Genomic DNA, 22,906 nt, shown 5'->3' with positions numbered 1-22,906 from the left:
GACCGAAAATAAAAAAGGAATGATTAACATGTACCTTACCATTAAAGAAACCGCAGATTATTTATCCTATCCGGAAGCATACGTAGAAAGCCTGATTCAGCAAAAAAAGATTCGCGCCATCCATGACGGGGAGCAGTATTTGGTTTATAAGGAACAGTTTAACTCCCATTTGAAGCAGATGGAGAAATATAAAGAGCTTGTTGAAGAAATCTTAAATGAGCCTATACCAGAGGACCGTGATATTAAGGACGAAGATTAGGTGTGGGTTATTTTTCCTCAGATAACATTTTTTACATTTATTATTAGTTTAGATAGACTATAAGAAATAATGTTTTAAAGGAGGAAGTTAGGGTGTATGATATTTTAGTTGTCGGAGCTGGTCCTGCTGGTGCAAGTGCCGCGCTATTTGCTGCAAAAGCCGGGAAGAAAGTTGCTGTTTTTGATAATGATAAAAGCATTACAAAGCGTGCCTGGATTGAGAACCATTATGGAGTTATAGAAGTTACAGGCCCGGAACTAGTTGAAACGGGCAAAAAGCAGGCGGAAAAATTTGGCGCGGAAATCGTAGAGGCTACGGTTGAGAACATTGAGAAAGCAGATGGCTGCTATACGGTTATAGCTGGCTATAAAACGTATTCTGCCAAGCATGTTATTATTGCGACTGGACTTCTGACAGATGTAGCAGAAAAAGTAGGTCTGAAAACAAAGCCAGGCACAGAGCCTCGCATTAAAACTGTCTTAGATGTAGATGCTAACGGCAAAACAAATATGAACGGGATTTGGGCAGCTGGAACAATAGCGGGAGTTAGTGTCCATACGATCATTACAGCAGGCGACGGTGCAAAGGTAGCGATTAACGTGATTAGTGAACTAAACGGTGAGCGTTATGTGGATCACGATTTGATGAAGTAATATATATTAATAGAAATGAAGGCAATCATTCCTTTACAGGGCGATTGCCTCTTTTTATATGTATTTTTCTGGCTGTTATTAAATTACTATATTTCACAAATTACCCAATGAATAGAATGAATAGCCTATGAGAATCTAGTATTTATTCCCTAATACTAGTTTTTAAAAAGTATAAAACTTAATAGGTAAAGTCTATTAATCTATAGGGAGGTATGCATGGAGCCTAAGCCAAAAAAGACGCATAAAGTAAAAACGGCACCAGAACTGATTTATGCAGGAAGCAATATAACAAAAAGAGCAGGTGTTTTCCAAATATTAGGGGCACTGCTCTTTTTCTATTTTAATAATATGACTATATTTAGGTTATTAGTATTGTGTTTTTTCTAAAAGCTGACTCTCCTATGGAACGTCTTTTTTAGTTAGTGTTGAAAAAATATTTTGTTTATTTTAAAAAAAGTCTTGTAAAGCGCTTTCAGTTTTTTTATAATTACGATAAATCGATTTAGTAAACCGGTTTAGTAAATCGGTTTAGATGAATTGGAAAAAATGAATGGATTCGGAGAAAAGTTTATGAAAACGGTTACTATGGCTGATGTTGCTCAGCATGCAAATGTATCAAAAAGTACAGTCTCCCAATATTTGAATAAAAGGTTTGATTATATGGGGGAAGAAACAAAGAAACGAATAGAAGAAGCCATCAAAGAGCTGGGCTACAGGCCAAATATTTTGGCAAGAAGTTTAAAGCAAAAGTCAACAACAACTATTGGTGTGATTGTGGCAAATATTCTCCACTCTTTCTCGACCCAGGTAATTAGAGCAATTGAGGATATGTGCCATGAATCTGATTTTCATACTATTGTCTGTAACGCTGATGATGATCCCATAAAAGAGAAGAAATATATTGAAATGCTTCGTGCTAAACAGGTAGACGGGATTATCCTGCTTCCAACTGGTGATAATAAAGACCTTTATAATGACATGTTAAAGGAAAAATACCCAATAGTGTTCGTTGACCGGACAGTTCCTGGTGTAAATATCCCCTCTATGTTACTTGATAACGAAAAAGCGGCGGGCCTGGGCGTACAGCATTTAATTAATAAAGGTTACAAGCAAATCGGTGTTATCACCAATGTAATCAGAAATGTAACACCAAGGATGGAACGCCTAAACGGATATAAAAAAACATTGCAGTTAAACGGCATACCAATTAAGGAAGAGTATATTAAGAGCCTGGAAGTCAGCAAGATTAAAGATGGGCTAAGGGAAATGCTATCCCTCGAAAATCCCCCGGAAGCCATTCTTGCAGGAAATGATCTTACTCTAATAGAGATCCTTAAATATGTAAAGGAAAAAAATTTAAGCATACCGGCAGATCTGGCTATTATTGGCATTGATGATGTCTCTTTTGCGAGTTTTTACGAACCAGGCCTGACTATAGTGGCACAGCCGGCATTTGAGATAGGAAATAAAGCTGCTGAACACTTGTTAAATAAAATACAAAAAAGAGCAATACCAGAGGAGAGACTGGTTTATCGGTTTGAGCCAAAACTTATTATAAGAGAATCATGTTAAAAGAATCGAAAAGGATGTTAAGCCATGAATGATGTTATTACAATCGGGGATGCCATGATTACCTTCAATCCCTCTACAACAGGTCCAATGAGATTTGTTTCGACCTTTGAACGAAAAATCGGCGGGGCGGAATTGAATGTTGCCATTGGCTGCTCCCGTTTAGGTTTAAAGACAGGCTGGATTAGCCGTCTTGGGAATGATGAATTTGGCAGACATATTTTTAATACAGTACGGGGAGAGGGAATTGACGTCTCACAGCTAGAACTTGTAGACGGGTATCCGACTTCTCTAAATTTCAAAGAGATTATGGGCGATGGGAGCGTCAGAACCTTTTATTACAGAACCAACTCTCCAACTGAGACATTAACAGTTGATTCACTTGATGAAGATTATATTAAACATTCAAAAGTTCTTCATATAACAGGGGTATTTCCTGCAGTAGATAAAGAGAAAAACATTGATCTTATAAAACATGCGATTTCTTTAGCTAAGAAGCATGGCGTTCTTGTTTCATTTGATCCAAATATCAGGCTGAAACTTTGGAGCAAGGAAGAAGCGAGAAGAGTGTTAAGAGAGTTTCTTCCATTTGTTGATATTTTCTTAACTGGAGAAGAAGAGGCTGAACTGCTGCTGGGTACAAGCGATCCAAGTGAGATCATAGAAAAAAGCAAAACTTTCGGCATTAGCCATATCGCCATTAAGCAAGGAGAAAAAGGCTCTATCGGATACCGTGATGGCGAGTACATTGAGGCTCCGGCAGTTAAAACAAATAAAGTTGTGGATACAGTAGGTGCTGGGGATGGGTTTGATTCCGGATTTATCTACGGGCTTTTAAACCAATGGCCGCTGGAGAAGACGTTGAAATTTGCAAATGTCATAGGTTCGATGGTTGTCAGTGTTTCAGGAGATAACGAAGGCCTTCCGTATCTGGAAGATGTTCTCGTTCAATTGGGAGAAAGAGAATTCGTAGAAAGATAGGGTGAGAGTATGAATCTTCAAATAGCCCTTGACCGCCTTACGAGGGAAGAATGTTTTAAGATTTTAAAAGAAACAGAGAAGTTTGTGGATTGGATTGAAGTTGGCACTGGTGTGATTAAAGAATATGGTATGTCGATTGTACATGAGATCAAGCAATCATATCCTCACAAAACGATCGTTGCTGATATGAAAACATGCGATGCAGGCAAGCATGAAGCTGCACAAGCGTTTGAGGCAGGAGCTGACATTACAACGGTGATGGCATTTTCTGCAGATAAAACAATTGCTGATACTCTTAAGACAGCAGAGCAGTATGGGAAGCGCATTATGATCGACTTGCTGGGGGTTTCGGAACGCAGCAGGATTATAGAATTGCAAAACCTTGGAGTAGAACTTGTTAGTTTGCATTATGGCAAGGATATGCAGTCTGAAGGGGAACTGGGGATGGATCTTTTCTCTTTAACTCAAGGCCTCTCAAATCTTGAAGTGGCTGTAGCCGGAGGCATTAACCTGGAAACTCTGCCAAGCGTAATTGAAAAGGGACTTAGCACAATCATAGTTGGCAGTGCTATCACAAAAGCTGTAAACCCATGCGATTCTGCCGCCGCAATGAAAGGGCTGTTAACTAAATGAAATCAATCATTAAAACTGTTGCTGATGAAATTTCAGCTGTTCTGTCAAGTATTAGTGAAGAAGAAGCCATTCACCTATCCAGGCACCTTCGGGTAGCAAAACGGATTTTTGTTTATGGAGAAGGACGTTCAGGCTTAATGGGAAAAGCATTCGCTATGCGGCTGATGCATGGAGGATTCCCTGTTTATGTGATTGGGGAGACGGTAACGCCTAGTATAGAAAAAGATGATTTATTGGTAGCTATCTCTGGATCCGGCTCAACCGGAGCAATCTTGCAATTTGCTGCAAAATCAAAAGAGATTGGTGCAAAGGTATTCCTGGTTTCCACGAATAGGGAATCCAAAATTGCTTCCATTTGTGATGGGATTCTCGTCATTCCAGCTGCAACCAAGTACCGAAGACCAGAAGAACCAAGCACTATCCAGCCGCTCGGCAATCAATTTGACCAGTCAGTACACCTTGTTCTCGATGCCGTTATCATTGGAACACTGCAAACAGAGAACCAAGATTCAGCATATGAAGAAATGACAAAAAGACATACCAATTTGGAATAGAAGCAGTAAGGGGCGGGTGAAAAAAATGAAACCAGTGGATTTTATTAAAGAGCAAATCATTGTTGCTGTCATAAGAGAAGCAAAAATAGATAATATAGTGCCGATCGCAAATGCTCTTCATGACGGCGGAGTCAAAGTATTGGAAGTTACAGCGGAAACTCCTGGATTTCTGGCGATGATTGAAAAAGTAAGAGTGGAGCTTGGAGAAAAAGTGCTTGTAGGGGCAGGAACTGTTTTAGATCCTGAAACAGCCAGATCAGCCATAATGGCAGGCAGCCAATTTATCGTTTCTCCATCGCTTAATACCGAAACAATTAAAATGGCTAAGCGGTACGGAATAGCAAGCATCCCTGGAGCTTTAACTCCTACAGAAATTTTAACAGCTTATGAGAATGGTGCTGATATGATAAAAGTCTTTCCTGCTAATGCCTTTGGTCCAGGATACATAAAGAATATTCATGGTCCGTTCCCGCATATCCCACTGATGGTGACTGGCGGAATTAATGCAAACAATATTAAAGAGTATATTGGAGGTGGTGCTTTAGCGATTGGGGTTGGAAGCAGCCTGGTAAATCCTAAAAACATAAAAAGCGATGAGGATTACCTAAAGCTCACAAAGAAAGCGCTTGAATATACAGAACAGGCTAAAAGATAATGAAATATTCTAATGAAAAAACAAGGGGGAAATTAAAAATGAGAAAGTTATTGTCAATTTCTTTTGTTTTACTTTTAACTTTATCAGCTGTTTTAGCAGGCTGCAGCAGCAAAGAAGAGGCAGGCGGAGAAGCAGGTTCCAAAAAGATAAAAATTGTAGCGGCACATAATCAAACATCTCCTGATAATCCGTATCAAACAGGATTATTAAAGTTTAAAGAAGTCGCAGAAAGCAAGTCAAACGGCGATATCGAAGTTGAAGTACATGCAGGAACCATTGGTACAGAAGAATCAGAATTAGTTGAAAAGCTTAAGTTAGGTGCAGCAGATGTTGTTTTAGTATCACCAGGTTTTATGACTCAAACAGGCATTAAGGAAATTGATTTATTAGCTCTGCCATATTTATTTGACAGCTATGAGCATTGGGAAAAAGTTGTTGATGGAGAAGTTGGAGAAGAAATGGCGAAGCTTGTTAATGAAAAATCAAATAATGACTTTAAATTAGTTGGCTATTGGTCTGCTGGTGTTAGACATTACTATGGCAAAAAGCCAATCGAAAAGATGGAAGACTTAAAAGGCATGACATTCAGAACACAAACTTCAGGTGTAATCGCTGACTATTGGAAACAAACAGGCGCAATCCCAACTTCTATTGCATGGGGAGAATTATACCAGGCATTGCAGCAAAATGTTGTAGATTCATCTGAAAACTCCTATCCATACTTTATCCAGCAAAATCATCATAAAACAGACAATGGAAAGTACATTACTGAAACAGGACACGACTTTACAACAAGATTCTTATTAGTAAACGGCAAAAAGTTCGACTCTTATACAAAAGAACAGCAGGATATTATTTTAGAAGCAGCGGAAGCATCAGTACAAGCTGAAAGAGAAGCAGTTTATGCTCAAGAAGAAGAGTATAAGAAAAAAGCCATCGATGAAGGTGCTTCAGTAAACGAAATTGATCGTACGCCATTTATTGAACTGGCTGAACCATTGCAAGAAAAAGCTGCTAAGGACATGGGTGCAGAAGAATTACTGAAGAAAATTAAAGATCTTAAATAATCTGAAACGAATGTGTTAAAGGGAAGAGTGTCAATGCGGTCTTCCCTTTAATCCTTAATAGGAGGGAAGACGATAAGCATGATTAAGATTCTTGAGAAGATTCAAATGGGCATCGGTGTTATAAGCTTATCGATATTTTTTATTGCAATTATTATTCAAATAGTCACAAGGCACTTGGGAATACCGGTTATTTGGACAGAGGAAGCAGCTAATTATTCATTCATCTGGTCAGTCTTTATGGGTGCCTCCGTTATGGTGAATAAAAAAGAACATTTTAGCTTTGACTTTTTAGAACAAAAACTCCAGGGCAAATCCAAAGCAGGTCTTTTAATCGTTATTGATTTTATTGTATTATTGTTTGCTCTGGCTTTATTTTATTATGGAATCCAGGCTGTGCAGAACTTCTGGAATTATAATTGGGCCTCACTTCCTGCTATGAAAATGGGTTATGTCTGGATTTCCATTCCGATCATGGGGCTTACAATGTCCATCTATTCTGTAAACCACCTGATTAATAACTTTAAACAACTAAAGGGAAGGGAGGCTAACATATGATTGGCATTATTCTAGTAGGATTATTCCTGATTCTAATGCTCATAGGGGTTCCGATTGCTTTTGTAATAGGTATTGTAGCTCTTCTTGGAATATTTAGTGTTCCTTATATTCCAGAAGTAACTGTTCCTATGAAAATGCTAAATGGCATTGATTCCTTTGTTTTGCTTGCCGTTCCCCTGTTTATCCTGGCAGCTAACTTGATGAACAGCGGAAAAATATCACAAAAGCTAATCGACCTTTCCCTTGCTGTTGTAGGGCATATTCGAGGCGGGTTGGCACACGCCAATATACTGGTTTCTATGATCTTTGCAGGTGTATCAGGTGCTGCCCAGGCAGATACAGCTGGGGTAGGGAAAATCTTGATTCCCAACATGAAAAAGCAAGGCTATGACACAGAAACAGCAGTGGGAGTTACGGCTGCATCCTCAACAATAGGTGTTATTATTCCGCCAAGTATCCCAATGATTATCTTTGCCGGTTTAACAAATGCCTCTGTTGGCGCTTTATTCCTGGGCGGAATTGTCCCAGGTGTTTTAGTGGGTGTAGGCATGATGCTTTTCGTCTATATTATGGCTTTGAAAAAAGGCTATCCAAGGGCTGATAGAGCAACTGTCCAGCAGTTTTTAAAGCTGGTGTATGAGACAGTTCCTGCCCTGATTACACCAATCATTATCATTGGCGGAATTATCTCCGGATTCTTTACAGCGACTGAAGCAGCTGCTGTTGCATCCCTTTATACACTTTTAATCAGCATGTTTTTCTATAAAACATTAAAGATATCCGATTTACCAAAAATATTAATGGATACTCTTGCATTAAGTTCATTGTCCCTATTTGCCCTTGCTGCTGCAAGCGCGCTGGGGGAGCTTATGAGTTACTACCAATTGTCTACCATGGCGCAGGAGTTCTTTGTTAATAATGTTGGAGCCAAATGGGTATTCATATTGATTATCATAGCGTTCTTCCTATTTGTAGGAACTTTTATGGATGCCATTCCAGCAATGATCCTATTCGTTCCTGTTATTTTGCCGACTGCTACTCAATTTGGTATCGACCCTGTTCATTTAGGTCTTATTGTTGTAATGACTCTTGCTATCGGACTGGTTACTCCGCCTTATGGATTGTGTTTATTATTGGCAGCTAAAATTGGTAAACTGAGCATTGAACGATCATTATCGGCTGTAACGCCATATCTATTGATTGTCTTAGCTGTATTGCTCTTTGTGGCCTTTTTCCCGGATATTGCCTTTTATATTCCAAAGTTAATTAATCCAGGCTTATTTTAACAAATGATTATAAAAGCTGTGCAGTGAAAATCGCATACGGAAAGGAAGACATCATGGTAAAGAGAGATATATTAAGCAGTGATGGTTCATTAATGATTGTAAAAGTGGAATTGGAACAAGGATTTCTGGGAGACATTGACCAGCATCCAGAGGAGCAGATTAGCTATATTGAAAAAGGAAAAGTAGAGTTTGAAGTAAATGGAGAAAAAAGAATCCTGAATAAGGGAGACATTCAATACATTCCTTCCAATGTAAAACATCAGGTAAAAGTAATAGAGGAATGTGTTATTATGGATGTTTTCACACCGATTCGGAAGGACTTGCTTCCAGTCTAATGCAGAAAAAGGAGAGGGAAAATCCTCTCTTTTTTCATTGTTTTTTTTCATATATCTTTACTGATTCTCCGCTGCCAACGATGACTAAATCTGTCATTCCAATAAATAACCCGGTCTCTACCACCCCTAATAACTCTTTAAGCTGATTATGAAGCTCTTTAGGGTTCGAAATCTGTTTGAACTTGCAATCTAATATGTAGTTTCCATTGTTTGAAACAAAAATATCTCCGTCTTTTTTTCTTAGTTCAGGAATAGCGCCAAGATCTCCAATTCTTTGTGCAGTTACTTCCCATCCGAAAGATACAACCTCTACAGGAAGGGGGAACTTACCTAATTGATACACCATCTTGGACTCATCTATAATGATGATAAGCCTGTCGGAATTGGCATCTACAAGTTTTTCACGGAGAAGCGATCCTCCTCCGCCTTTTATTAGATTAAAGTCAGGGTCAACTTCATCAGCACCATCAATAGCAAGATCTAGTCTCTGCACCTGGGAAAAATCAGTCAGTGGAATGTTAAATTCCTTCGCCCATCCCTCCGTTCTTAAAGAAGAAGGAATTCCTTTAATATTCAGGCCCTGATCCACCTGCTCACCAAGCATCTTTAACATCCAATAAACAGTAGAACCTGAACCTAAGCCGATGGTCATTCCGTTTTTTACAAATTCGGCTGCTTTTTGTCCAGCCGTTTTTTTCTGTATAGTCTTAGTATCTAGCACCATCACATATCCATTTTTAACCATTATAACAAATGATTGGGTGGGGGTATCCAAAGGTTGGAAATTTATTTTTCGCTTTTTTTATGCATCCACTGAAAGAGCTGGGTCAGCCAATATGCCAGCAGGAACAGAATGATGTAAATGAAAAAGATATAAATGTAATTGACCCACTTATATTTTTCAAATAAGCCATGGGCAACCAATAATGGTTTAAAGCCGAAACCAAATCCAAGAGCGGTTAGTAAGGCATAGAGGTAATAATTTTTCTTGTTTTTTAAAGTCCATTGGTAAACGAGCATAATGGTTACAGGGATGATGGCGGCGTCCAAAGAAAAACTGGGTATGAAAGGGAAAAGCTGATAAGGGTATCCCCACAGGCCAAAGCGGATTCCAGCTGCATCTACATAGGCAAATAGAATATGGACAGCGAATCCGAAAAAGCCGATTTGAAAAATATGTTCCCGATCAATTTTTAAAAAAACAAGGATTAAGGGACCCACCAGCAGAACAGTTACGGTCCAAAACTGCCAGGTGCCAAGGTGCGAGTACAGATTCCAATACTCCATTGACTGAGATGCGAGTTCCTCTTGCAATGATACGAGCTTCTGAAAAAATTTCTCCTGCTTGGGTGTCAATAATATCCCTCCCTGCCAATCGCTGATGGTTATTTTATCCTTCCGGATATTTTTTCATGCAAACTAATATAATCTCTATGGAGCTTTAAAAGGCCAAAGATATATCAATTGTGATAAAATGGAAGGCATTATAATAGTTGATTTTTGGAAAGAAGGATCGATTGTGAAAAACCTGCAAACTTATTTTATTCTCACTTTCATTATGGCCACATGGGGATTGAATGTTAGCATTATTAAAATTCTTGTCAGCTATTTTCCGCCGGTTACGATTACTTCCCTGCGGATACTAGCTGCGGGTCTAAGCGTATTTATCATATTGGGCGCTATGGGAAAAGTGAGAAAGCCGAGTTTCAGGGAAATGAACTTTATTATGTTCGGAGGCCTTCTCAGCGTTGTGAGCCATCATCTCCTTTTGGCAATAGGGCTGACTCAGACAAGTGCAGTAAATGGCGGGCTTATTTTAGGTGCCGGGCCGCTTCTGACGGCGATTTTGTCTACTATCATACTGAGAAATAAGCCTACAGGTATCCAGGTGCTTGGATTCCTGCTTGGGGGTGCTGGTGTCACGTTCATCGTACTTTCAGGAGGTAAAGGAGTCTCCAGCTTATCACAGGGTGACTTTTACGTGTTTTTATCCATCCTGTCACAGGCCCTTAGCTTTATTGTGATCAGCAAGGCTTCGAAAACACTTGACCCACGGCTGTTGACCGGCTATATGCTGATATTTGGCGGAGTGATTTTGTTTGCCCTTGGGAGCTTCATGGAACCTGGAGGGCTGAAGGGCATGTCCGAAGCACCAGCATATGTGTGGGCGGCATTTGCAGCATCTGCGGTATTGGCAACCGCTGTTGGACATATGGTTTATAACACGGCCATCAGTAAAATCGGACCTGCAGAAGCCAGTATTTTTCTGAATCTGAACACTTTCTTCTCCTTAGCTGGCTCTGCCCTGATTCTAGGCGAAGTGATTACTGTAAACCATTTGCTGGGACTTGTCCTGATTGTCGCGGGTGTTTTATTTGGTTCAGGAGCATTGGAGGAGCTGGTAATAAGGCAGAGGCGCAAACGTCATAGCCATCATATTTAAGTAAAAGCAAGGGCCAATGCCTTTGCTTTTTCTTTTTCAAAAAAATGGAAGGGTGAAAAATGTATTCAAGGCTAAAAAAAGGGAATAGAGAGGCTATAGAGAGAGGAGGAAACTTGCATGTATTTATCGATTACAATCAAAATGGTAGTGGGATTAGTAACATTGTTAGCTGTAACGCGTCTTCTGGGAAAAAAAGAATTATCCCAGGTTACCCCATTTGATTTCTTATATGCTGTTGTTCTGGGTGGGATTGTAGAGGAAACGATCTATGATAATAAAGTTACGCCGCTGCAAGTTGCCTATTCTGCTGTTCTTTGGGGTGGCCTTATATATATTATTGAAATCCTCGCCAAAAAGAAGAACTTTTTCAGATCTATTCTAAAAGGAAGCGAATCCATCATTGTTAAGGATGGAAAGCTGAATGTGGGGGAAATGCAGAAGAACCATCTTGAAATGGAGCAGCTGCGGACAATGCTGCGGCAAAGAGGTATATTTAGCATGAACGAAGTAAAATATGCCTATCTTGAGACAAATGGCGGCTTAAGTGTAATGAAGTATCGAAAGGAAGATCCTGTTACTCCTGAAATGATGGGCATGGATACTGAAGACATAGACCCTTCCATTTTATTGATTGATGAAGGAGAAGTTGTGGAATCTGGCCTAAAGATGGTTGGAAAAGATGGAGAGTGGCTAAAGGACTCGATTAAGAAAGCAGGGTACAACGATATCAAAGATATTTTCTGTGCAGAGTGGTCAGAGAAGGAAGGGTTTTATATAGTGACATATAAAAAATAAAAGGAGGCTGTCTCAAAAGGTTTTTGCACCCTGTTGATTGGAGCGGAAGGGGCGAGACTCCTGCGGGAGAAGCGAGTCAGCGGGAGACCCCGCAGGTGCGAATGCACCGAGGAGGCTCCCGGACCGCCCGCGGAAAGCGAGTCCCTGGAGCGGAAATCAACAGGCCAATTTTATAGAGGAAAAAAAGAGGGTGCCCGAAAGTTATACTTTTGGGACACCCTCTCTTTTCTGTTAATAACCTTTTCGGTAATCGACCAGGTTGATGGCTGGTCTTTCTCCTTTTACATAGTTTTTTAAATTGGGAATAAAGATATCCTCGATAACGCGCTGATTATAGAACTCTGTAGACCCGGCCGTATGAGGAGTAACGATTACATTTTCAAGCTCCCAAAGCGGGCTGTCCTCACCCAGAGGTTCTTTTTCAAAAACATCAAGGCCTGCACCGGCAATTTGGCCATCCTGCAGTGCAGCAATCAGGTCATTTTCCACGACAATTTCACCACGTCCGATATTGATGAAAAAGGCAGTATCCTTCATTAGTAAGAATTGTTCGGCGCCGAATAATTGTCTTGTTTCTTTTGTAAGCGGCAGGGTGATGGCAACATAATCACATTGCGGAAGCACATCGTTCAGCTGGCTGGATGTGTACATTTCATCTGCATATTCTTCGGGTTTTCCTGAGTGGCGAACGCCCAGAACCTTCATGCCAAAAGCTTTGGCGATCTTGGCAGTTTCTTTGCCAATGGCACCCACACCGATGATGCCGATGGTTTTATTGTGAATTTCAAGCTTCATGCCGGAATGATGCCATTTTTTGGATTGCTGATTTTTTACATATGTATGGATTTTTCGGGTTAGTGCAAGCATAAGGGCAAAAATCGTTTCCGAAATCGGATTGGCATGGACGCCGTTTGCGCTTGTGATTTGAATGCCCTGGGATTCCATTTTTGCAAGAGGCAGGGAGTCGACTCCGGCGCTCCAGGATTGGAACCAGCGGAGTTTTGTGTTTTCTTCCAGGATATGTTGCCCAATCTCCTTTTTCCAGCCGGCGATTACTTCTGCTTCCTTTACGTAATCCATCCATATCTCGGGATCTTTACCTGAGATGAGTTCCCAATCTGGGATGATTTCATTTATTTTCTCAAGCTGTGATTGTTCAAGATCATGCGTGACAATGCAGGTTTTTTTTAACATAGTTAAGCCTCCGTTACTTATTTTTAGAAAAGTCGGTAAATATATCATAGCAAAAAGGGGAGGAGCTGTAATTGGGAAGTTTTCTAATATAAGAGGGAAATTAGAGAAGAAGTAGGATGGTCCAGCGAAAAAAGGCTGTGAATCATCGGAAAACTTTTGGCAATTTGAGCGGGCAAACGCTGGTATCTGAGCGCATTAACTTTCTTGGGAACGAAGATGTACTACTGGCCGGCAAAAAGATGTAAAGCAGTCAGCCGACAGATGTCTTGCCGAGAAAATTAGGAATTTGTTAGAGAATTATACTGCTAACAGCAGTAAAAACAGATTAAAATAGCAGAAATAATTTTGAACCGACAGGTAATCGGTTCAGCTGCCAAAAAAGTGTAGGCAAATCAGCTTTACCAACGAAAACCAGTCATATATCAACGAAAAAATAAATATATCAACGAAATTTTAAGTATATCAATGAAAATTATCATTATATCAACGAAACGTCCAATTTATCGGCCAAACCAAAAAGTCCCCGGCACGGAACCGGGGACCTGCTGCTATATTAAGGCTGGAAACCTATTAATTTAGCTTTTTTATCAACACCGAGTGTTTTATCATCCGGAAAAGTGATGACAGAGCTGATATAGTCCCAGCGGATGAGGAAGTGGGTCACACAATCTTCCTCTTTCTGCTCTTTCTCAGGGATGTCTGTACCGTCTTCTTCCTGGATTTTTGTGCGTTTGAAGCAAGGATTTTCAACCCAGATCCCCATACTTTCCGTTTTGATCAATTTGACAAGGTACCATTCATCCGGCTGGTAAATGCCGGTTGTAGGACCTACCAGGTCATTCGGAAAGTTTTTGAATTTTATTTGGATTTTCTGGTCTTTAAAGTTTTCCAGATGCATACTCTAACCTCCTGAACTATTAAAATATCTGTTTCTATACTCTTCCTTTTTTTGATGCTTTTAAACATCACAAAAAAGCAAGGTCCACTCTTCAAAGTGAACCTTGCTTGCTTTTAGCGTTCGCCGTCTACATATTTTCCGTGGTCCGGGATGGCGATTTCGTCAAATTCATTGACCAGCTTGGCGAGGTTTTCTCTTAATGTACCGGCAGCCATTGGGACGCCATGTCCTGTAATTGCAACAGTCGGCTGCAGCGCCTCAAGTTTCTGGACTGAGGTGCGGGCTGCTTCCCAATCGGTTGTTAAATAGCGCGGCGGGCCGCTGACTTCCTGCTCCTGTGTCAGCACGCTGTAAAGTGATTCCTGTTTCACCGTTACAAAAGCGTCGCCCGCAATTAAGACACGGTCAGCTTCTCTGAACAATGAAACATGTCCAGGTGTATGGCCCGGTGTGTGGATCCATTTCCATCCCGCCATATGCGGAACGCTTTCATCCTCAGGCAGAGACTGAACATGGGTACCCAGATCAATGCCTTCATGCGGAAAGGCCGGGGATATTTTGGCAACCAATCCGCCTTCTACACTGGCATCCGGTTTAGGGTAATCTTGTTGTCCTGTTAAAAATGGCAGCTCCAGCGGATGGGCGTATACAGGAACCTGCCAGCGCTCGACCAAATCGATAATGGCGCCAACATGGTCAAAATGGCCGTGCGTCAATATAATGGCCCGCGGTTTTGCATTCTCGCCGTATAGCTCCTCGGCAGCTTCTATTATTTTGTCAGCTGACTTTGGCATGCCTGCATCGACAAGTACCCAATCACCGGGCTCCTCGGATACCCGTACAAAACAAATATTTACAATCTGCACTGTCAGGCAGTACACACCGTCTGCCTCATTAACAATCATTCCGCTCGTGGAGGAAGTCATAGGCATATAACGTTCGGTTGATGAGCTTTCTTTCAAGGATATTACCTCCCTTAATAGCTTTAAGTATAGGTCGTTTTTATTCAAGTCAGAGGATTGTCCAGCTTCAGCAGCCTGTTTAAGGACAGAAGAAGTGTGATTCCTGTTTTGGCTTAGGCTGGTAAAGGCACCTTTCACTTTTTCTTTTTGAGTATACCCGCATAAGGACTTTGTATGCGGCATATCTAGGAGGAGGAGGGAATAATTTCAAAAAAAGCCCTGCCGATTTCCGGCAGAGCTGTCATTAGGTCAAATATTAAGATAAGAATTCGTGTGGATTCAAGCCGAGTTCCATGCAGATTTCGGTAACAGCTTGTTTTTCATTTTGATCAAATTGGCCATCCGCGTAGCCGATCGCGATGCAATAGCGGGCTACAAGGCGGGCAATTTCTGGCTTGTTTCTAACCCGGCCAACAGCTTTAAAGGCTTCTGCCCGGCCGATAATCGGATCCATTTCAATTCGCTGCACAAACATATTGAATTGCTGAATGACTTTTTGTGTATCAAATACTTTTAATTCCTGGCTGCTGTTAACAAATTCAATCATTTTTTCACGTTCAGAAGGATCAAGTCTGCCATCAGCCATCCCGACAAGTGCGCATGAGGCGACAACGGCATCCATGACATCCTGGCTCTTGAAGCGTGTAAACAATTCCTGTGCTTTTCGTTTCTGGTCATTGGCCCATTGGACATAGTCTGTTTGATTGGGAGACCAGGAATTTCCGCAGGCATTGCAGGTGAGTTTAAGCTGGTTTTTTCCAATAAAGCCGCCAAGAAGGCCGACCGGTCCGAGAATAAGCCCGCCGATAGCCGCTTTTCCGAGTCCGAACCCTTTTTGTCCCGTTCGGATGTTAGTAGATCCGCACCGTGTGCAGGCGATGTTTCCATCTGAATAGGGTTGGGCTTGCACTGGCTGCCCGAATCCGGTTTGGCTGCCGAATGATGATGGCTGAGATGCAGGGCTATTATAGGCTGTTTGATTGTAAGAAGGCTGGCTATAGGCAGGCTGATTGAATCCTGTCTGTGCAGGCTGGCTGTACGATGGACTTGGCTGGCTCTGAGGAGAGCTATATCCTTGAGAAGGCTGTCCAAAGTTGCTCGTCTGCTGGTATTGGTGTTGGCTGTATGCCGGCTGCGGGCTAGGCGCGGGCTCATCGTCAACGGAAACGCCAAAGTTACGACAAAGAGCAGCTAACCCGCCCTGGAATCCGCTTGCGATTGCATTGAATTTCCACTCGCCATTATGGCGGTACAGCTCTGCCGTCACGATGGCTGTTTCAACGGTAAAATCGCGGCCAAGATCGAAGCGCAGCAGTTCTTCATTTGTAAGAGCATTAAAGATTCTTACATAAGCATTGGATACTTGTCCAAAGTTCTGGCCTTTTGACTGGGCGTCATGGATGGTAATGGTAAAAGCAATACGGTGAATATGCTGCGGCACCTTATTTAATTCAATCCGGATTTGTTCATCATCCCCGGCCCCAGCCCCAGTCCGGTTATCGCTGCTGTATAGGATCGATCCATTCCCGCCTGAAGGATTATTATAGAATACAAAGTCACTATCACTTTGGACTTTTCCGGACGCATCTGTTAAAAATGCTGAAGCATCCAGGTCATATTGGGCTTGATTGTGGCTGACATCCCAGCCCAACCCTGCCACAACAACCTGCAAACCGGGATTAATCTTTGTTAAATCCACTTTTTGTCCCTTGCTTAATCGAACTCCCACAGATTTCACTCCTTCTTGATAATTGGCAAATATGTATAGTTATAGTGTTATACGTCTTAAGCAGTTAGAAGTTTCATAGTTTTCATTATAAGGGAATTGGCGGCGAAGTGAAACTTACGGGGCTTTATGCCGGCTGAAAAAATGGATTTGTGATGGAGACATAGAATAATACTAGAAATAGAAAGGCGGTTATGAAAGAGGAGGAACTGAATTGAAAAAGGAAGTAAAGATTTTTGCCCATCGGGGTATGAGCGGACATTATCCTGAAAATACGATGGCGGCTTTCCAGGCTGCATTGGAAGCCGGAGCTGCCGGCATTGAACTGGATGTGCAGATGGCAAAGGACGGGAAGCTGGTTGTCATTCATGATGAAACGGTGGATCGGACCACAAATGGCTCAGGCTATATAAAGGACATGACCTATGCTGAAATTGTGCAGCTTGATGCAGGGGGCTGGTTCGCTGCTGCTAACGCCGGTGAAACCATCCCGGAACTTGATACGGTTTTTCAATGGGCTGTCAGGGATGGTAATGAATTGCTGATCAATGTTGAATTGAAAAATGACCTGATTGAATATCCGGGGCTGGAGGAAAAAGTTATTGAACTGGTCCAGCGCTATGGAATGGAGGAAAGGGTGATTCTATCATCTTTTAATGAGGAGAGCATGAGAAGAGTTCGCAAGCTGCATCCAACCTTGCAAACTGGCTACCTGATTACCGGTGTGCCGGAAGATACCCTGGTGGTTGCGAAAAGAATCGGAGTGAACAGCATTCATTGTGAAGAAGCCTTTGCTCTGTCTGAATTGGGCAGAGAAGCAAAGGAAGCCGGCTTTCCATTGCGGGTTTATACCGTAAATGATGAAACGCGAAGTGATTTTTTGACTAAAGCCGGAGTGGAAGTAATTATGACCGATTTTCCGGGGAGATTTTTGAAGAATTGGCTCGGTTAAAGCTTATTGTTGTTTTTTGCACCCTGTTGATTGGAGCGGAAGGCACGAGACTCCTGCGGGAGTGCGGATCAAAGGGAGACCCCGCAGGAGCAAAGCGACGAGGAGGCTCCCGGACCGCCCGCGGAAAGGGAGTGCCTGCAGCGGAAATCAACAGGCAAATTTAACAGAGCCAAAGAATTAATTATTTCAGGGATCTTATTGCTATGGTTTACTGTTTTTAAGGGCTGCCAAAAACCAATTTTCGGCTTGGAAAAACATTTAACCGCGAAAAATCCATTTTATCCGCGAAAGTTTCGATATAACCGCGAAATCAAGAATATATCCGTGAAACTATACTGGCATCCCCTCGGCTGTGGAATTTGCAGGTGTCCTGGCCGGTTGCAGGCTGCCGGATTTTGCAAGCAACCCAGCGGCAGGAAGAATTTCTTTTAAAAAACATACGTACGTCAGCAGATTCTAACAATATACTGTGCACTGCCCATCTGCTAAATTCTAAACTAAACAAAAAAACAAGCGCAATCATTCTGCGCTTGTTTCATAGATCTCCTACCAAAGCACAGGCTTGGCCACCATGAACCAAAGCATGAGCATTAATAGGAATAGGTAGATCCAGACAGAGCGGGTGAGTTTTTTCACTAGAAATTGCTGGTCTGCTCCGGGGTCATCAAATTTTTTCAGGACAGGCGTAAAGGCCCGTGCGAGAAAAAAGACAGATCCCCCCATTACCATCAGGGTTGCGACGATCCAGGATGTCGTCCATGCCCAGTGGCTGTTTACGATAAGAAGGACACCCGAGCCGACAAGCACATGTCCTGCATGCTTGACGAGGCGTACGGATGTCCTGAAGATGCCTATATATGCCTGCTGGACTCCGGGCTGTGCTGATTCCAGTTTATTGACGATCGGAATCAGGACGAAGAACGGTCCAACAGATAGAATGGCACTGCTGACATGGATATATAGCTGCACTCGGTACAGAATTTCCATCCTGGAAGATTACTTCTTCACAGGGCTGAATTCATGAACCCATACACGCATTTGCGGCAGCCAGGGCATTCCCGGGTGCATAGAAAGGATGGATTGTTTATAGTCCTCCAAGCTTTCAAAGCCTTCCTGGCGGGCGTGTTCGTCCGTTAATTCTCCAAGTGACTGGGAATATACGTTTTCAACGACAAAGTCCTGACCTTCAAGCGTCATGATTTCCCCGACATCGGCATATCTGCCGTTGCGGCGTGTAGCTGTTTTCTTTCCTGCTAATACTTTCTCAACATCCTCTTTAACAGTAACCATACGGTCGACTGAACATGTTTTTGGCGGTAATGTATTTGGATCATTCTGGTTTGACATTATGTAATTCCTCCTTATGTAAATGCTTACTTTAAAACATTACCATATTTTTAAGCGGGAAGGTAGTTTAGCGGAAAAAAGTCTGAAACCAAAAGCGGTATAAATCGTATAAAGAAGGGAGGGGGAATGGGGTAAAATGGATATAAACTTATTTTGGATCGGCGTGGGGCTTGCCGCTTTAGGCTATTTTATAGGAGATGGATTGAAAAATTTCAAAAATCCAAAAGCCAGTGTATCGGACTACCCTGTGCTGATTAAAGAAACGGAACTGTATTACCATTTAGGATTAAGCCGGGAAGAAACAGTTGAGCTGCTTGCAAAGTATCCGGGTGCACCCAAAATTGAACTGGAAGGAACTGCATATTTTCAGTATCAGCATATAAAAGGCTGGCTATCATCCCATCATTTTTATAAAAAATAAATGGAAAAGGAAAGAGAATGAAAGTTTAGGCGCTTAAGCAGGTTTTGGATTCGTTGGACCCTAAATCGGAAATTCGAATTTCAGTTCTTAAAAATGGGATAAGGCCGATTGCGCATACGAAAGAAATAGTAACGGTTGTCCGGTCATTGATCAGGATACAGGCATGGTGTGGTATGCAATCAATGTTTCCGTTTCAGAGGATGAAGCTGCTTTTATAAGCAAAAAAGCTTGAGGAAACATCTCCTCAAGCTTTTCTTATTATTTCAATTTAAAAGAGCTCTTCAGCGACACAATTCGGTTGAATACTGGCTTTTCCGGTGTTGTATGTTTTGGATCGACGTTGAAGTAGCCGTGGCGGAAGAATTGGAATTTATCCTGCGCCTTGACCTCACTCATGTTTGGCTCAATGAAGCCTTGGGCGATTTCAAGCGAGTTCGGATTCACGTAGTCGAGGAATGTCTTTCCTTCGGCTTCGTTTTCAGCTGTGTCATCTGTATCTGCTTCTGCGTTTTTATCAGCATCCTCGTCAAGGATCAATGGCTCGTATAAACGGAATTCAGCCGGAATGGCGCTCTTGGCATCCACCCAGTGAAGCGTTCCTTTGACTTTTCGGCCAGTAAAACCTGTTCCGCTCTTCGTTTCAGGGTCATACGTACAATGGAGCTCAACGACATTGCCGTCCGCATCCTTAATGACATCATTGCATTTGATAAAGTAAGCATGCTTTAAGCGGACCTCGTTGCCAGGGAAGAGGCGGAAGTATTTCTTCGGCGGATCTTCCATGAAGTCGTCCTGCTCAATATAGATTTCTCTGGAAAACGGGATTTGGCGTGATCCCATTTCCGGATTCTCCGGATTGATTTCGGCATCAAGCATTTCGGTTTGATCCTCAGGATAGTTTGTAATAACAACCTTTAAAGGACGAAGAACACCCATTGTACGAGGTGCCTTCAGCTTAAGATCTTCGCGGACGAAATGCTCAAGCATCGCTTCGTCTACAACGCCGGATCCTTTCGAAACGCCTGTCTCTTTTACAAACTCGCGGATTGCTTCCGGTGTGTATCCTTTGCGTCTTAAACCGGAAATCGTCGGCATGCGCGGGTCATCCCAGCCATCAACGTATTTCTCGTCCACAAGCTGCTTCAGCTTTCTTTTACTCATAACGGTATTTGTAATGTTCAGGCGGCCGAATTCGATTTGCTGTGGAGTGTTTTCCATTTCGCACTCTGCGACAACCCAGTTATAAAGCGGACGCTGATCTTCAAACTCAGTCGTACATAAGGAGTGGGTTACACCTTCAATCGCATCCTCAATCGGATGGGCAAAAGCATACATCGGGTAGATGCACCATGTATCGCCTGTGTTATGGTGAGTTGCATGTGACACACGGTAAATAACAGGATCACGCATGTTCAGATTCGGTGAGGACATATCGATCTTCGCTCTAAGAACCTTCTCGCCGTTTTCGAATTCGCCTTTTCGCATACGATCAAATAAGTCAAGATTCTCCTCAACCAAACGGCTGCGGTATGGGCTTTCCTTACCAGGCTCTGTCAGCGTTCCGCGGTATTGGCGGATTTCCTCCTGGCTCAAGTCGTCCACATATGCTTGGCCCTTTTTGATTAAAAGAACAGCGCGATTGTACATTTCTTCGAAGTAGTTGGATGCATAGCGAAGCTCCTCCCATTCATAGCCAAGCCATTTAACATCCTCTTTAATTGCGTCAACGTATTCCTGATCTTCCTTTAACGGGTTCGTATCATCAAAACGCAGATTCGTTTTGCCGTTAAAATCATCCGCCAGGCCGAAGTTGATGACAATCGATTTGGCATGTCCGATATGAAGGTAGCCGTTCGGCTCTGGAGGGAAACGGGTAATGATTTCTTTATGCTTCCCCGACTCCAGATCCTCTTTAATAATCGTTCGAATAAAATTTGAATTTTGTTCCAAACCGGTATCAGCCTTTCTGTTTATGTAGTTAGTACTTATTTTAATAATATTGGGAAGGAAAATAAAGTGAAACTTCCCTTAGTGCGGTTTTCGGCTGGGAGTTTATGTTTGCACGGAAAACGCTGCAAACTTTTAATCTGTATCCTCTTTTAGAGACAGTTATTCCCAAATAAAGGAGTTTTGAGCCCAAACTGTCCAATGCCTTATTCATTCTATCTATTATAAACAAGACGATGCCGGAAAAAAAGTTTTTCTGCTAGCGGGGCTGGAAGTTTTACGATAATGTTAAATTCTTTCAAAAAAGCAGGGTATGCTTGCGTGGAAAAGAATACTTATTAATAGGAAATAACTTTATTGGATGGAGGTAGGAGCATGGCAGAAAAGTATCCTGTTTTAGAAGGGGCAGAGCCTTTTTATTTTGAAGGGAACGAAATCGGGATTTTGGTATCCCATGGCTTTACCGGTTCAACCCAGAGCATGCGGCCACTTGGCGAGGCTTATGCAAAGGAAGGGTATACGGTTTGCGGGCCAAGGCTGAAGGGGCATGGCACCCATCATGAAGAAATGGAAACGACCACTTACCAGGACTGGATTAATTCTGTTGAAGAAGGCTACCAGAGGCTGAAGGAACGCTGCAGCACGATTTTTGTAACAGGCTTGTCCATGGGCGGAACGCTGACCTTATATATGGCGGAGAAGTATCCTGAGATTAAGGGGATCATCCCGATCAATGCGGCAATCGAGATTCCGGATATGGCTGCAGCTGCGAATTTAGAGGACGTCAGATTCCTTGATGCCATTGGCTCTGATATTAAAAATCCTGAAGTAAAGGAACTGGCTTATGAAAAAACGCCGGTGAAATCGCTTGGGGAAATCACCGTACTAATGAGTATGGTAAAAGCAGATCTAGGCAAAATTAATTGTCCGGCGCTCATTTTTGTTTCAAAAGAGGACCATGTTGTACCTCCATCCAATTCACAGGACATTTATAACAGCATAAAGTCAGGTGCCAAAGAGCTGGTAACAATGGAGAACAGCTATCATGTGGCAACGCTTGATAATGATCAGGAGCTTATTATACAAAGAACACTGCAATTTTTGCAGAGATCACTGGAAACAAGCAGTTTTCAGGGATAAGGGTGAAGGGGGCGAACTTAGCTCCCTTTTTCTTTTGGCGGAAGCGGAGTTAGACGGTGAGGTCCAGGGAGATGGCGAGGGGAATGGTGGCAGTTTTGATAGGACTGCTTACATTTTCGCCAGCGCGACAATAAGCAGGTATAAGGTTTTTTCCGGCATCTGGTCTTTCCTTGTCTAGTTTTTTTGAGAGTAAAATACATCCTCTTCAGGCTCCGAGAAAGATACGTGCGAATAGAAAGCCGGTCGCCAAGCCTAGGGAAGTAAATGAAGTAAAAATGAACAAAAATAGGCAAAAACCAGCAGATTCTGTTGCCTTATGTGGAGTACCTGATGCTTAGCCTCCTAATAAAAGGCATGTGAACAATTTATCAACGAAAATAAGAATATATCAACGAAAACTGCCAATATATCAACGAATTTTTCGATATATCAACGAAAAATTAAATATATCAACGAATCAGCCACTGCGGCAAATTCCCGTTCCTTTTTCATGCCTGGTGTGTTAGCATTTAGTGATGCGAAATATTAATCTGC

26 protein-coding genes are annotated in these 22,906 nt (G+C 42.2%); 17 read left to right on the top strand and 9 right to left on the bottom strand.

Annotated features, from left to right (window positions below; translation table 11 throughout):
- Nucleotides 1-28 precede the first annotated feature (28 nt).
- The 12 genes from IQ19_RS18160 (at nucleotide 29) to IQ19_RS18110 (ending at nucleotide 8,547) form a co-directional block, all read left to right on the top strand.
- Nucleotides 29-259, top strand: a complete 231-nt coding sequence (locus IQ19_RS18160; protein WP_144543860.1) for an excisionase family DNA-binding protein — start codon at nucleotides 29-31, stop codon at nucleotides 257-259.
- A gap of 92 nt (nucleotides 260-351) precedes the next feature.
- Entirely contained in the window at nucleotides 352-912 is a 561-nt protein-coding gene (locus tag IQ19_RS18155; RefSeq protein WP_144543858.1) for an FAD-dependent oxidoreductase, read from the top strand.
- 216 nt (nucleotides 913-1,128) lie between these two features.
- Nucleotides 1,129-1,299, top strand: a complete 171-nt coding sequence (locus tag IQ19_RS27820) for a hypothetical protein (RefSeq protein ID WP_158638853.1) — start codon at nucleotides 1,129-1,131, stop codon at nucleotides 1,297-1,299.
- A gap of 183 nt (nucleotides 1,300-1,482) precedes the next feature.
- Nucleotides 1,483-2,484 carry a LacI family DNA-binding transcriptional regulator gene (locus IQ19_RS18150; protein ID WP_144543857.1) on the top strand — a complete coding sequence of 334 codons (1,002 nt, stop codon included), beginning with the start codon at nucleotides 1,483-1,485 and terminating at the stop codon, nucleotides 2,482-2,484.
- Between the two features lie 24 nt (nucleotides 2,485-2,508).
- A complete protein-coding gene (locus tag IQ19_RS18145) occupies nucleotides 2,509-3,462 on the top strand; it encodes a sugar kinase (protein WP_144543856.1) in 954 nt (317 codons plus the stop codon).
- Between the two features lie 9 nt (nucleotides 3,463-3,471).
- A complete protein-coding gene (hxlA, locus tag IQ19_RS18140; RefSeq protein ID WP_144543854.1) occupies nucleotides 3,472-4,095 on the top strand; it encodes a 3-hexulose-6-phosphate synthase in 624 nt (207 codons plus the stop codon).
- A complete protein-coding gene (gene hxlB / locus IQ19_RS18135; protein ID WP_144543852.1) occupies nucleotides 4,092-4,649 on the top strand; it encodes a 6-phospho-3-hexuloisomerase in 558 nt (185 codons plus the stop codon). The genes hxlA and hxlB overlap by 4 nt, the downstream gene beginning before the upstream one ends.
- A 25-nt stretch (nucleotides 4,650-4,674) precedes the next feature.
- A complete protein-coding gene (locus IQ19_RS18130; protein ID WP_144543851.1) occupies nucleotides 4,675-5,304 on the top strand; it encodes a bifunctional 4-hydroxy-2-oxoglutarate aldolase/2-dehydro-3-deoxy-phosphogluconate aldolase in 630 nt (209 codons plus the stop codon).
- Between the two features lie 38 nt (nucleotides 5,305-5,342).
- A complete protein-coding gene (locus tag IQ19_RS18125; RefSeq protein ID WP_144543848.1) occupies nucleotides 5,343-6,371 on the top strand; it encodes a TRAP transporter substrate-binding protein in 1,029 nt (342 codons plus the stop codon).
- 78 nt (nucleotides 6,372-6,449) lie between these two features.
- On the top strand, nucleotides 6,450-6,926 hold the full coding sequence (locus tag IQ19_RS18120) for a TRAP transporter small permease (protein ID WP_144543847.1): 477 nt from the start codon (nucleotides 6,450-6,452) through the stop codon (nucleotides 6,924-6,926).
- Nucleotides 6,923-8,212 carry a TRAP transporter large permease gene (locus tag IQ19_RS18115; RefSeq protein WP_199749496.1) on the top strand — a complete coding sequence of 430 codons (1,290 nt, stop codon included), beginning with the start codon at nucleotides 6,923-6,925 and terminating at the stop codon, nucleotides 8,210-8,212. The genes IQ19_RS18120 and IQ19_RS18115 overlap by 4 nt, the downstream gene beginning before the upstream one ends.
- Nucleotides 8,213-8,265: 53 nt before the next feature.
- Nucleotides 8,266-8,547: a cupin domain-containing protein gene (locus tag IQ19_RS18110; RefSeq protein WP_144543846.1), complete on the top strand. Its 282-nt coding sequence runs from the start codon at nucleotides 8,266-8,268 to the stop codon at nucleotides 8,545-8,547.
- A 34-nt stretch (nucleotides 8,548-8,581) separates the two neighbouring features.
- Here IQ19_RS18110 and rpiA read toward each other — a convergent pair whose 3' ends face one another.
- On the bottom strand, nucleotides 8,582-9,271 hold the full coding sequence (gene rpiA, locus IQ19_RS18105) for a ribose-5-phosphate isomerase RpiA (protein ID WP_144543844.1): 690 nt from the start codon (nucleotides 9,269-9,271) through the stop codon (nucleotides 8,582-8,584).
- A gap of 62 nt (nucleotides 9,272-9,333) precedes the next feature.
- Nucleotides 9,334-9,903 (bottom strand): CBO0543 family protein, encoded by a 570-nt coding sequence (locus IQ19_RS18100; RefSeq protein WP_144543842.1) that lies wholly within the window; start codon nucleotides 9,901-9,903, stop codon nucleotides 9,334-9,336.
- 163 nt (nucleotides 9,904-10,066) lie between these two features.
- On the opposite strand from IQ19_RS18100, the gene IQ19_RS18095 reads away from it, so the two are divergent.
- Together IQ19_RS18095 and IQ19_RS18090 are read left to right on the top strand one after the other, a co-directional pair.
- Nucleotides 10,067-10,990 carry a DMT family transporter gene (locus IQ19_RS18095; RefSeq protein WP_242021039.1) on the top strand — a complete coding sequence of 308 codons (924 nt, stop codon included), beginning with the start codon at nucleotides 10,067-10,069 and terminating at the stop codon, nucleotides 10,988-10,990.
- A gap of 117 nt (nucleotides 10,991-11,107) precedes the next feature.
- Entirely contained in the window at nucleotides 11,108-11,785 is a 678-nt protein-coding gene (locus IQ19_RS18090; RefSeq protein WP_144543838.1) for a DUF421 domain-containing protein, read from the top strand.
- A 231-nt stretch (nucleotides 11,786-12,016) separates the two neighbouring features.
- Here the strand turns inward: IQ19_RS18090 and IQ19_RS18085 are convergent, their stop codons facing one another.
- The 4 genes from IQ19_RS18085 to IQ19_RS18070 form a co-directional block, all read right to left on the bottom strand.
- On the bottom strand, nucleotides 12,017-12,979 hold the full coding sequence (locus IQ19_RS18085; RefSeq protein ID WP_144543836.1) for a D-2-hydroxyacid dehydrogenase: 963 nt from the start codon (nucleotides 12,977-12,979) through the stop codon (nucleotides 12,017-12,019).
- Between the two features lie 553 nt (nucleotides 12,980-13,532).
- A complete protein-coding gene (locus tag IQ19_RS18080; protein ID WP_144543833.1) occupies nucleotides 13,533-13,877 on the bottom strand; it encodes a hypothetical protein in 345 nt (114 codons plus the stop codon).
- Nucleotides 13,878-13,990: 113 nt separating this feature from the next.
- Nucleotides 13,991-14,809, bottom strand: coding sequence for an MBL fold metallo-hydrolase (locus IQ19_RS18075; RefSeq protein WP_199749497.1), 819 nt, complete (start codon nucleotides 14,807-14,809; stop codon nucleotides 13,991-13,993).
- Nucleotides 14,810-15,095: 286 nt separating this feature from the next.
- Nucleotides 15,096-16,568 (bottom strand): TerD family protein, encoded by a 1,473-nt coding sequence (locus tag IQ19_RS18070; protein WP_144543829.1) that lies wholly within the window; start codon nucleotides 16,566-16,568, stop codon nucleotides 15,096-15,098.
- Nucleotides 16,569-16,779: 211 nt separating this feature from the next.
- Between IQ19_RS18070 and IQ19_RS18065 the strand changes: the two genes are divergently transcribed.
- Complete coding sequence (locus tag IQ19_RS18065) at nucleotides 16,780-17,517, top strand: glycerophosphodiester phosphodiesterase (protein ID WP_144543828.1); 738 nt, start codon at nucleotides 16,780-16,782, stop codon at nucleotides 17,515-17,517.
- Between the two features lie 546 nt (nucleotides 17,518-18,063).
- Here the strand turns inward: IQ19_RS18065 and IQ19_RS18060 are convergent.
- Nucleotides 18,064-18,504 carry a hypothetical protein gene (locus tag IQ19_RS18060; protein ID WP_144543826.1) on the bottom strand — a complete coding sequence of 147 codons (441 nt, stop codon included), beginning with the start codon at nucleotides 18,502-18,504 and terminating at the stop codon, nucleotides 18,064-18,066.
- 9 nt (nucleotides 18,505-18,513) lie between these two features.
- Nucleotides 18,514-18,864 (bottom strand): ASCH domain-containing protein, encoded by a 351-nt coding sequence (locus IQ19_RS18055; protein ID WP_144543824.1) that lies wholly within the window; start codon nucleotides 18,862-18,864, stop codon nucleotides 18,514-18,516.
- A 136-nt stretch (nucleotides 18,865-19,000) separates the two neighbouring features.
- On the opposite strand from IQ19_RS18055, the gene IQ19_RS18050 reads away from it, so the two are divergent.
- Nucleotides 19,001-19,285 (top strand): DNA-binding protein, encoded by a 285-nt coding sequence (locus tag IQ19_RS18050; protein ID WP_144543822.1) that lies wholly within the window; start codon nucleotides 19,001-19,003, stop codon nucleotides 19,283-19,285.
- A 258-nt stretch (nucleotides 19,286-19,543) separates the two neighbouring features.
- Here IQ19_RS18050 and IQ19_RS18045 read toward each other — a convergent pair whose 3' ends face one another.
- Nucleotides 19,544-21,235, bottom strand: a complete 1,692-nt coding sequence (locus IQ19_RS18045; RefSeq protein ID WP_144543820.1) for a glutamine--tRNA ligase/YqeY domain fusion protein — start codon at nucleotides 21,233-21,235, stop codon at nucleotides 19,544-19,546.
- Nucleotides 21,236-21,607: 372 nt separating this feature from the next.
- Here IQ19_RS18045 and IQ19_RS18040 point away from each other — a divergent pair, with 372 nt between their 5' ends.
- Entirely contained in the window at nucleotides 21,608-22,372 is a 765-nt protein-coding gene (locus IQ19_RS18040) for an alpha/beta hydrolase (protein WP_144543818.1), read from the top strand.
- Nucleotides 22,373-22,906: the final 534 nt, after the last annotated feature.

The sequence above is a fragment of the Cytobacillus oceanisediminis genome, from assembly GCF_007830235.1.
Lineage (GTDB): Bacteria > Bacillota > Bacilli > Bacillales > Cytobacillaceae > Cytobacillus > Cytobacillus oceanisediminis.
The sequence above is the reverse complement of the archived record's forward strand: the minus strand, read 5'-3'. Positions and strand labels throughout refer to the sequence as shown.

What these genes read in the sequence shown, in the direction of transcription:
- IQ19_RS18075 (WP_199749497.1), bottom strand. Translation starts at nt 14,809, where the DNA reads ATGCCTATGACTTCCTCCACGAGCGGAATGATTGTTAATGAGGCAGAC.
- IQ19_RS18145 (WP_144543856.1), top strand. Translation starts at nt 2,509, where the DNA reads ATGAATGATGTTATTACAATCGGGGATGCCATGATTACCTTCAATCCC.
- IQ19_RS18110 (WP_144543846.1), top strand. Translation starts at nt 8,266, where the DNA reads ATGGTAAAGAGAGATATATTAAGCAGTGATGGTTCATTAATGATTGTA.
- IQ19_RS18150 (WP_144543857.1), top strand. Translation starts at nt 1,483, where the DNA reads ATGAAAACGGTTACTATGGCTGATGTTGCTCAGCATGCAAATGTATCA.
- IQ19_RS18080 (WP_144543833.1), bottom strand. Translation starts at nt 13,877, where the DNA reads ATGCATCTGGAAAACTTTAAAGACCAGAAAATCCAAATAAAATTCAAA.
- IQ19_RS18050 (WP_144543822.1), top strand. Translation starts at nt 19,001, where the DNA reads ATGGATATAAACTTATTTTGGATCGGCGTGGGGCTTGCCGCTTTAGGC.
- IQ19_RS18040 (WP_144543818.1), top strand. Translation starts at nt 21,608, where the DNA reads ATGGCAGAAAAGTATCCTGTTTTAGAAGGGGCAGAGCCTTTTTATTTT.
- IQ19_RS18055 (WP_144543824.1), bottom strand. Translation starts at nt 18,864, where the DNA reads ATGTCAAACCAGAATGATCCAAATACATTACCGCCAAAAACATGTTCA.
- hxlB (WP_144543852.1), top strand. Translation starts at nt 4,092, where the DNA reads ATGAAATCAATCATTAAAACTGTTGCTGATGAAATTTCAGCTGTTCTG.
- IQ19_RS27820 (WP_158638853.1), top strand. Translation starts at nt 1,129, where the DNA reads ATGGAGCCTAAGCCAAAAAAGACGCATAAAGTAAAAACGGCACCAGAA.
- IQ19_RS18085 (WP_144543836.1), bottom strand. Translation starts at nt 12,979, where the DNA reads ATGTTAAAAAAAACCTGCATTGTCACGCATGATCTTGAACAATCACAG.
- IQ19_RS18060 (WP_144543826.1), bottom strand. Translation starts at nt 18,504, where the DNA reads ATGGAAATTCTGTACCGAGTGCAGCTATATATCCATGTCAGCAGTGCC.
- IQ19_RS18160 (WP_144543860.1), top strand. Translation starts at nt 29, where the DNA reads ATGTACCTTACCATTAAAGAAACCGCAGATTATTTATCCTATCCGGAA.
- hxlA (WP_144543854.1), top strand. Translation starts at nt 3,472, where the DNA reads ATGAATCTTCAAATAGCCCTTGACCGCCTTACGAGGGAAGAATGTTTT.
- rpiA (WP_144543844.1), bottom strand. Translation starts at nt 9,271, where the DNA reads ATGGTGCTAGATACTAAGACTATACAGAAAAAAACGGCTGGACAAAAA.
- IQ19_RS18125 (WP_144543848.1), top strand. Translation starts at nt 5,343, where the DNA reads ATGAGAAAGTTATTGTCAATTTCTTTTGTTTTACTTTTAACTTTATCA.
- IQ19_RS18115 (WP_199749496.1), top strand. Translation starts at nt 6,923, where the DNA reads ATGATTGGCATTATTCTAGTAGGATTATTCCTGATTCTAATGCTCATA.
- IQ19_RS18090 (WP_144543838.1), top strand. Translation starts at nt 11,108, where the DNA reads ATGTATTTATCGATTACAATCAAAATGGTAGTGGGATTAGTAACATTG.
- IQ19_RS18120 (WP_144543847.1), top strand. Translation starts at nt 6,450, where the DNA reads ATGATTAAGATTCTTGAGAAGATTCAAATGGGCATCGGTGTTATAAGC.
- IQ19_RS18130 (WP_144543851.1), top strand. Translation starts at nt 4,675, where the DNA reads ATGAAACCAGTGGATTTTATTAAAGAGCAAATCATTGTTGCTGTCATA.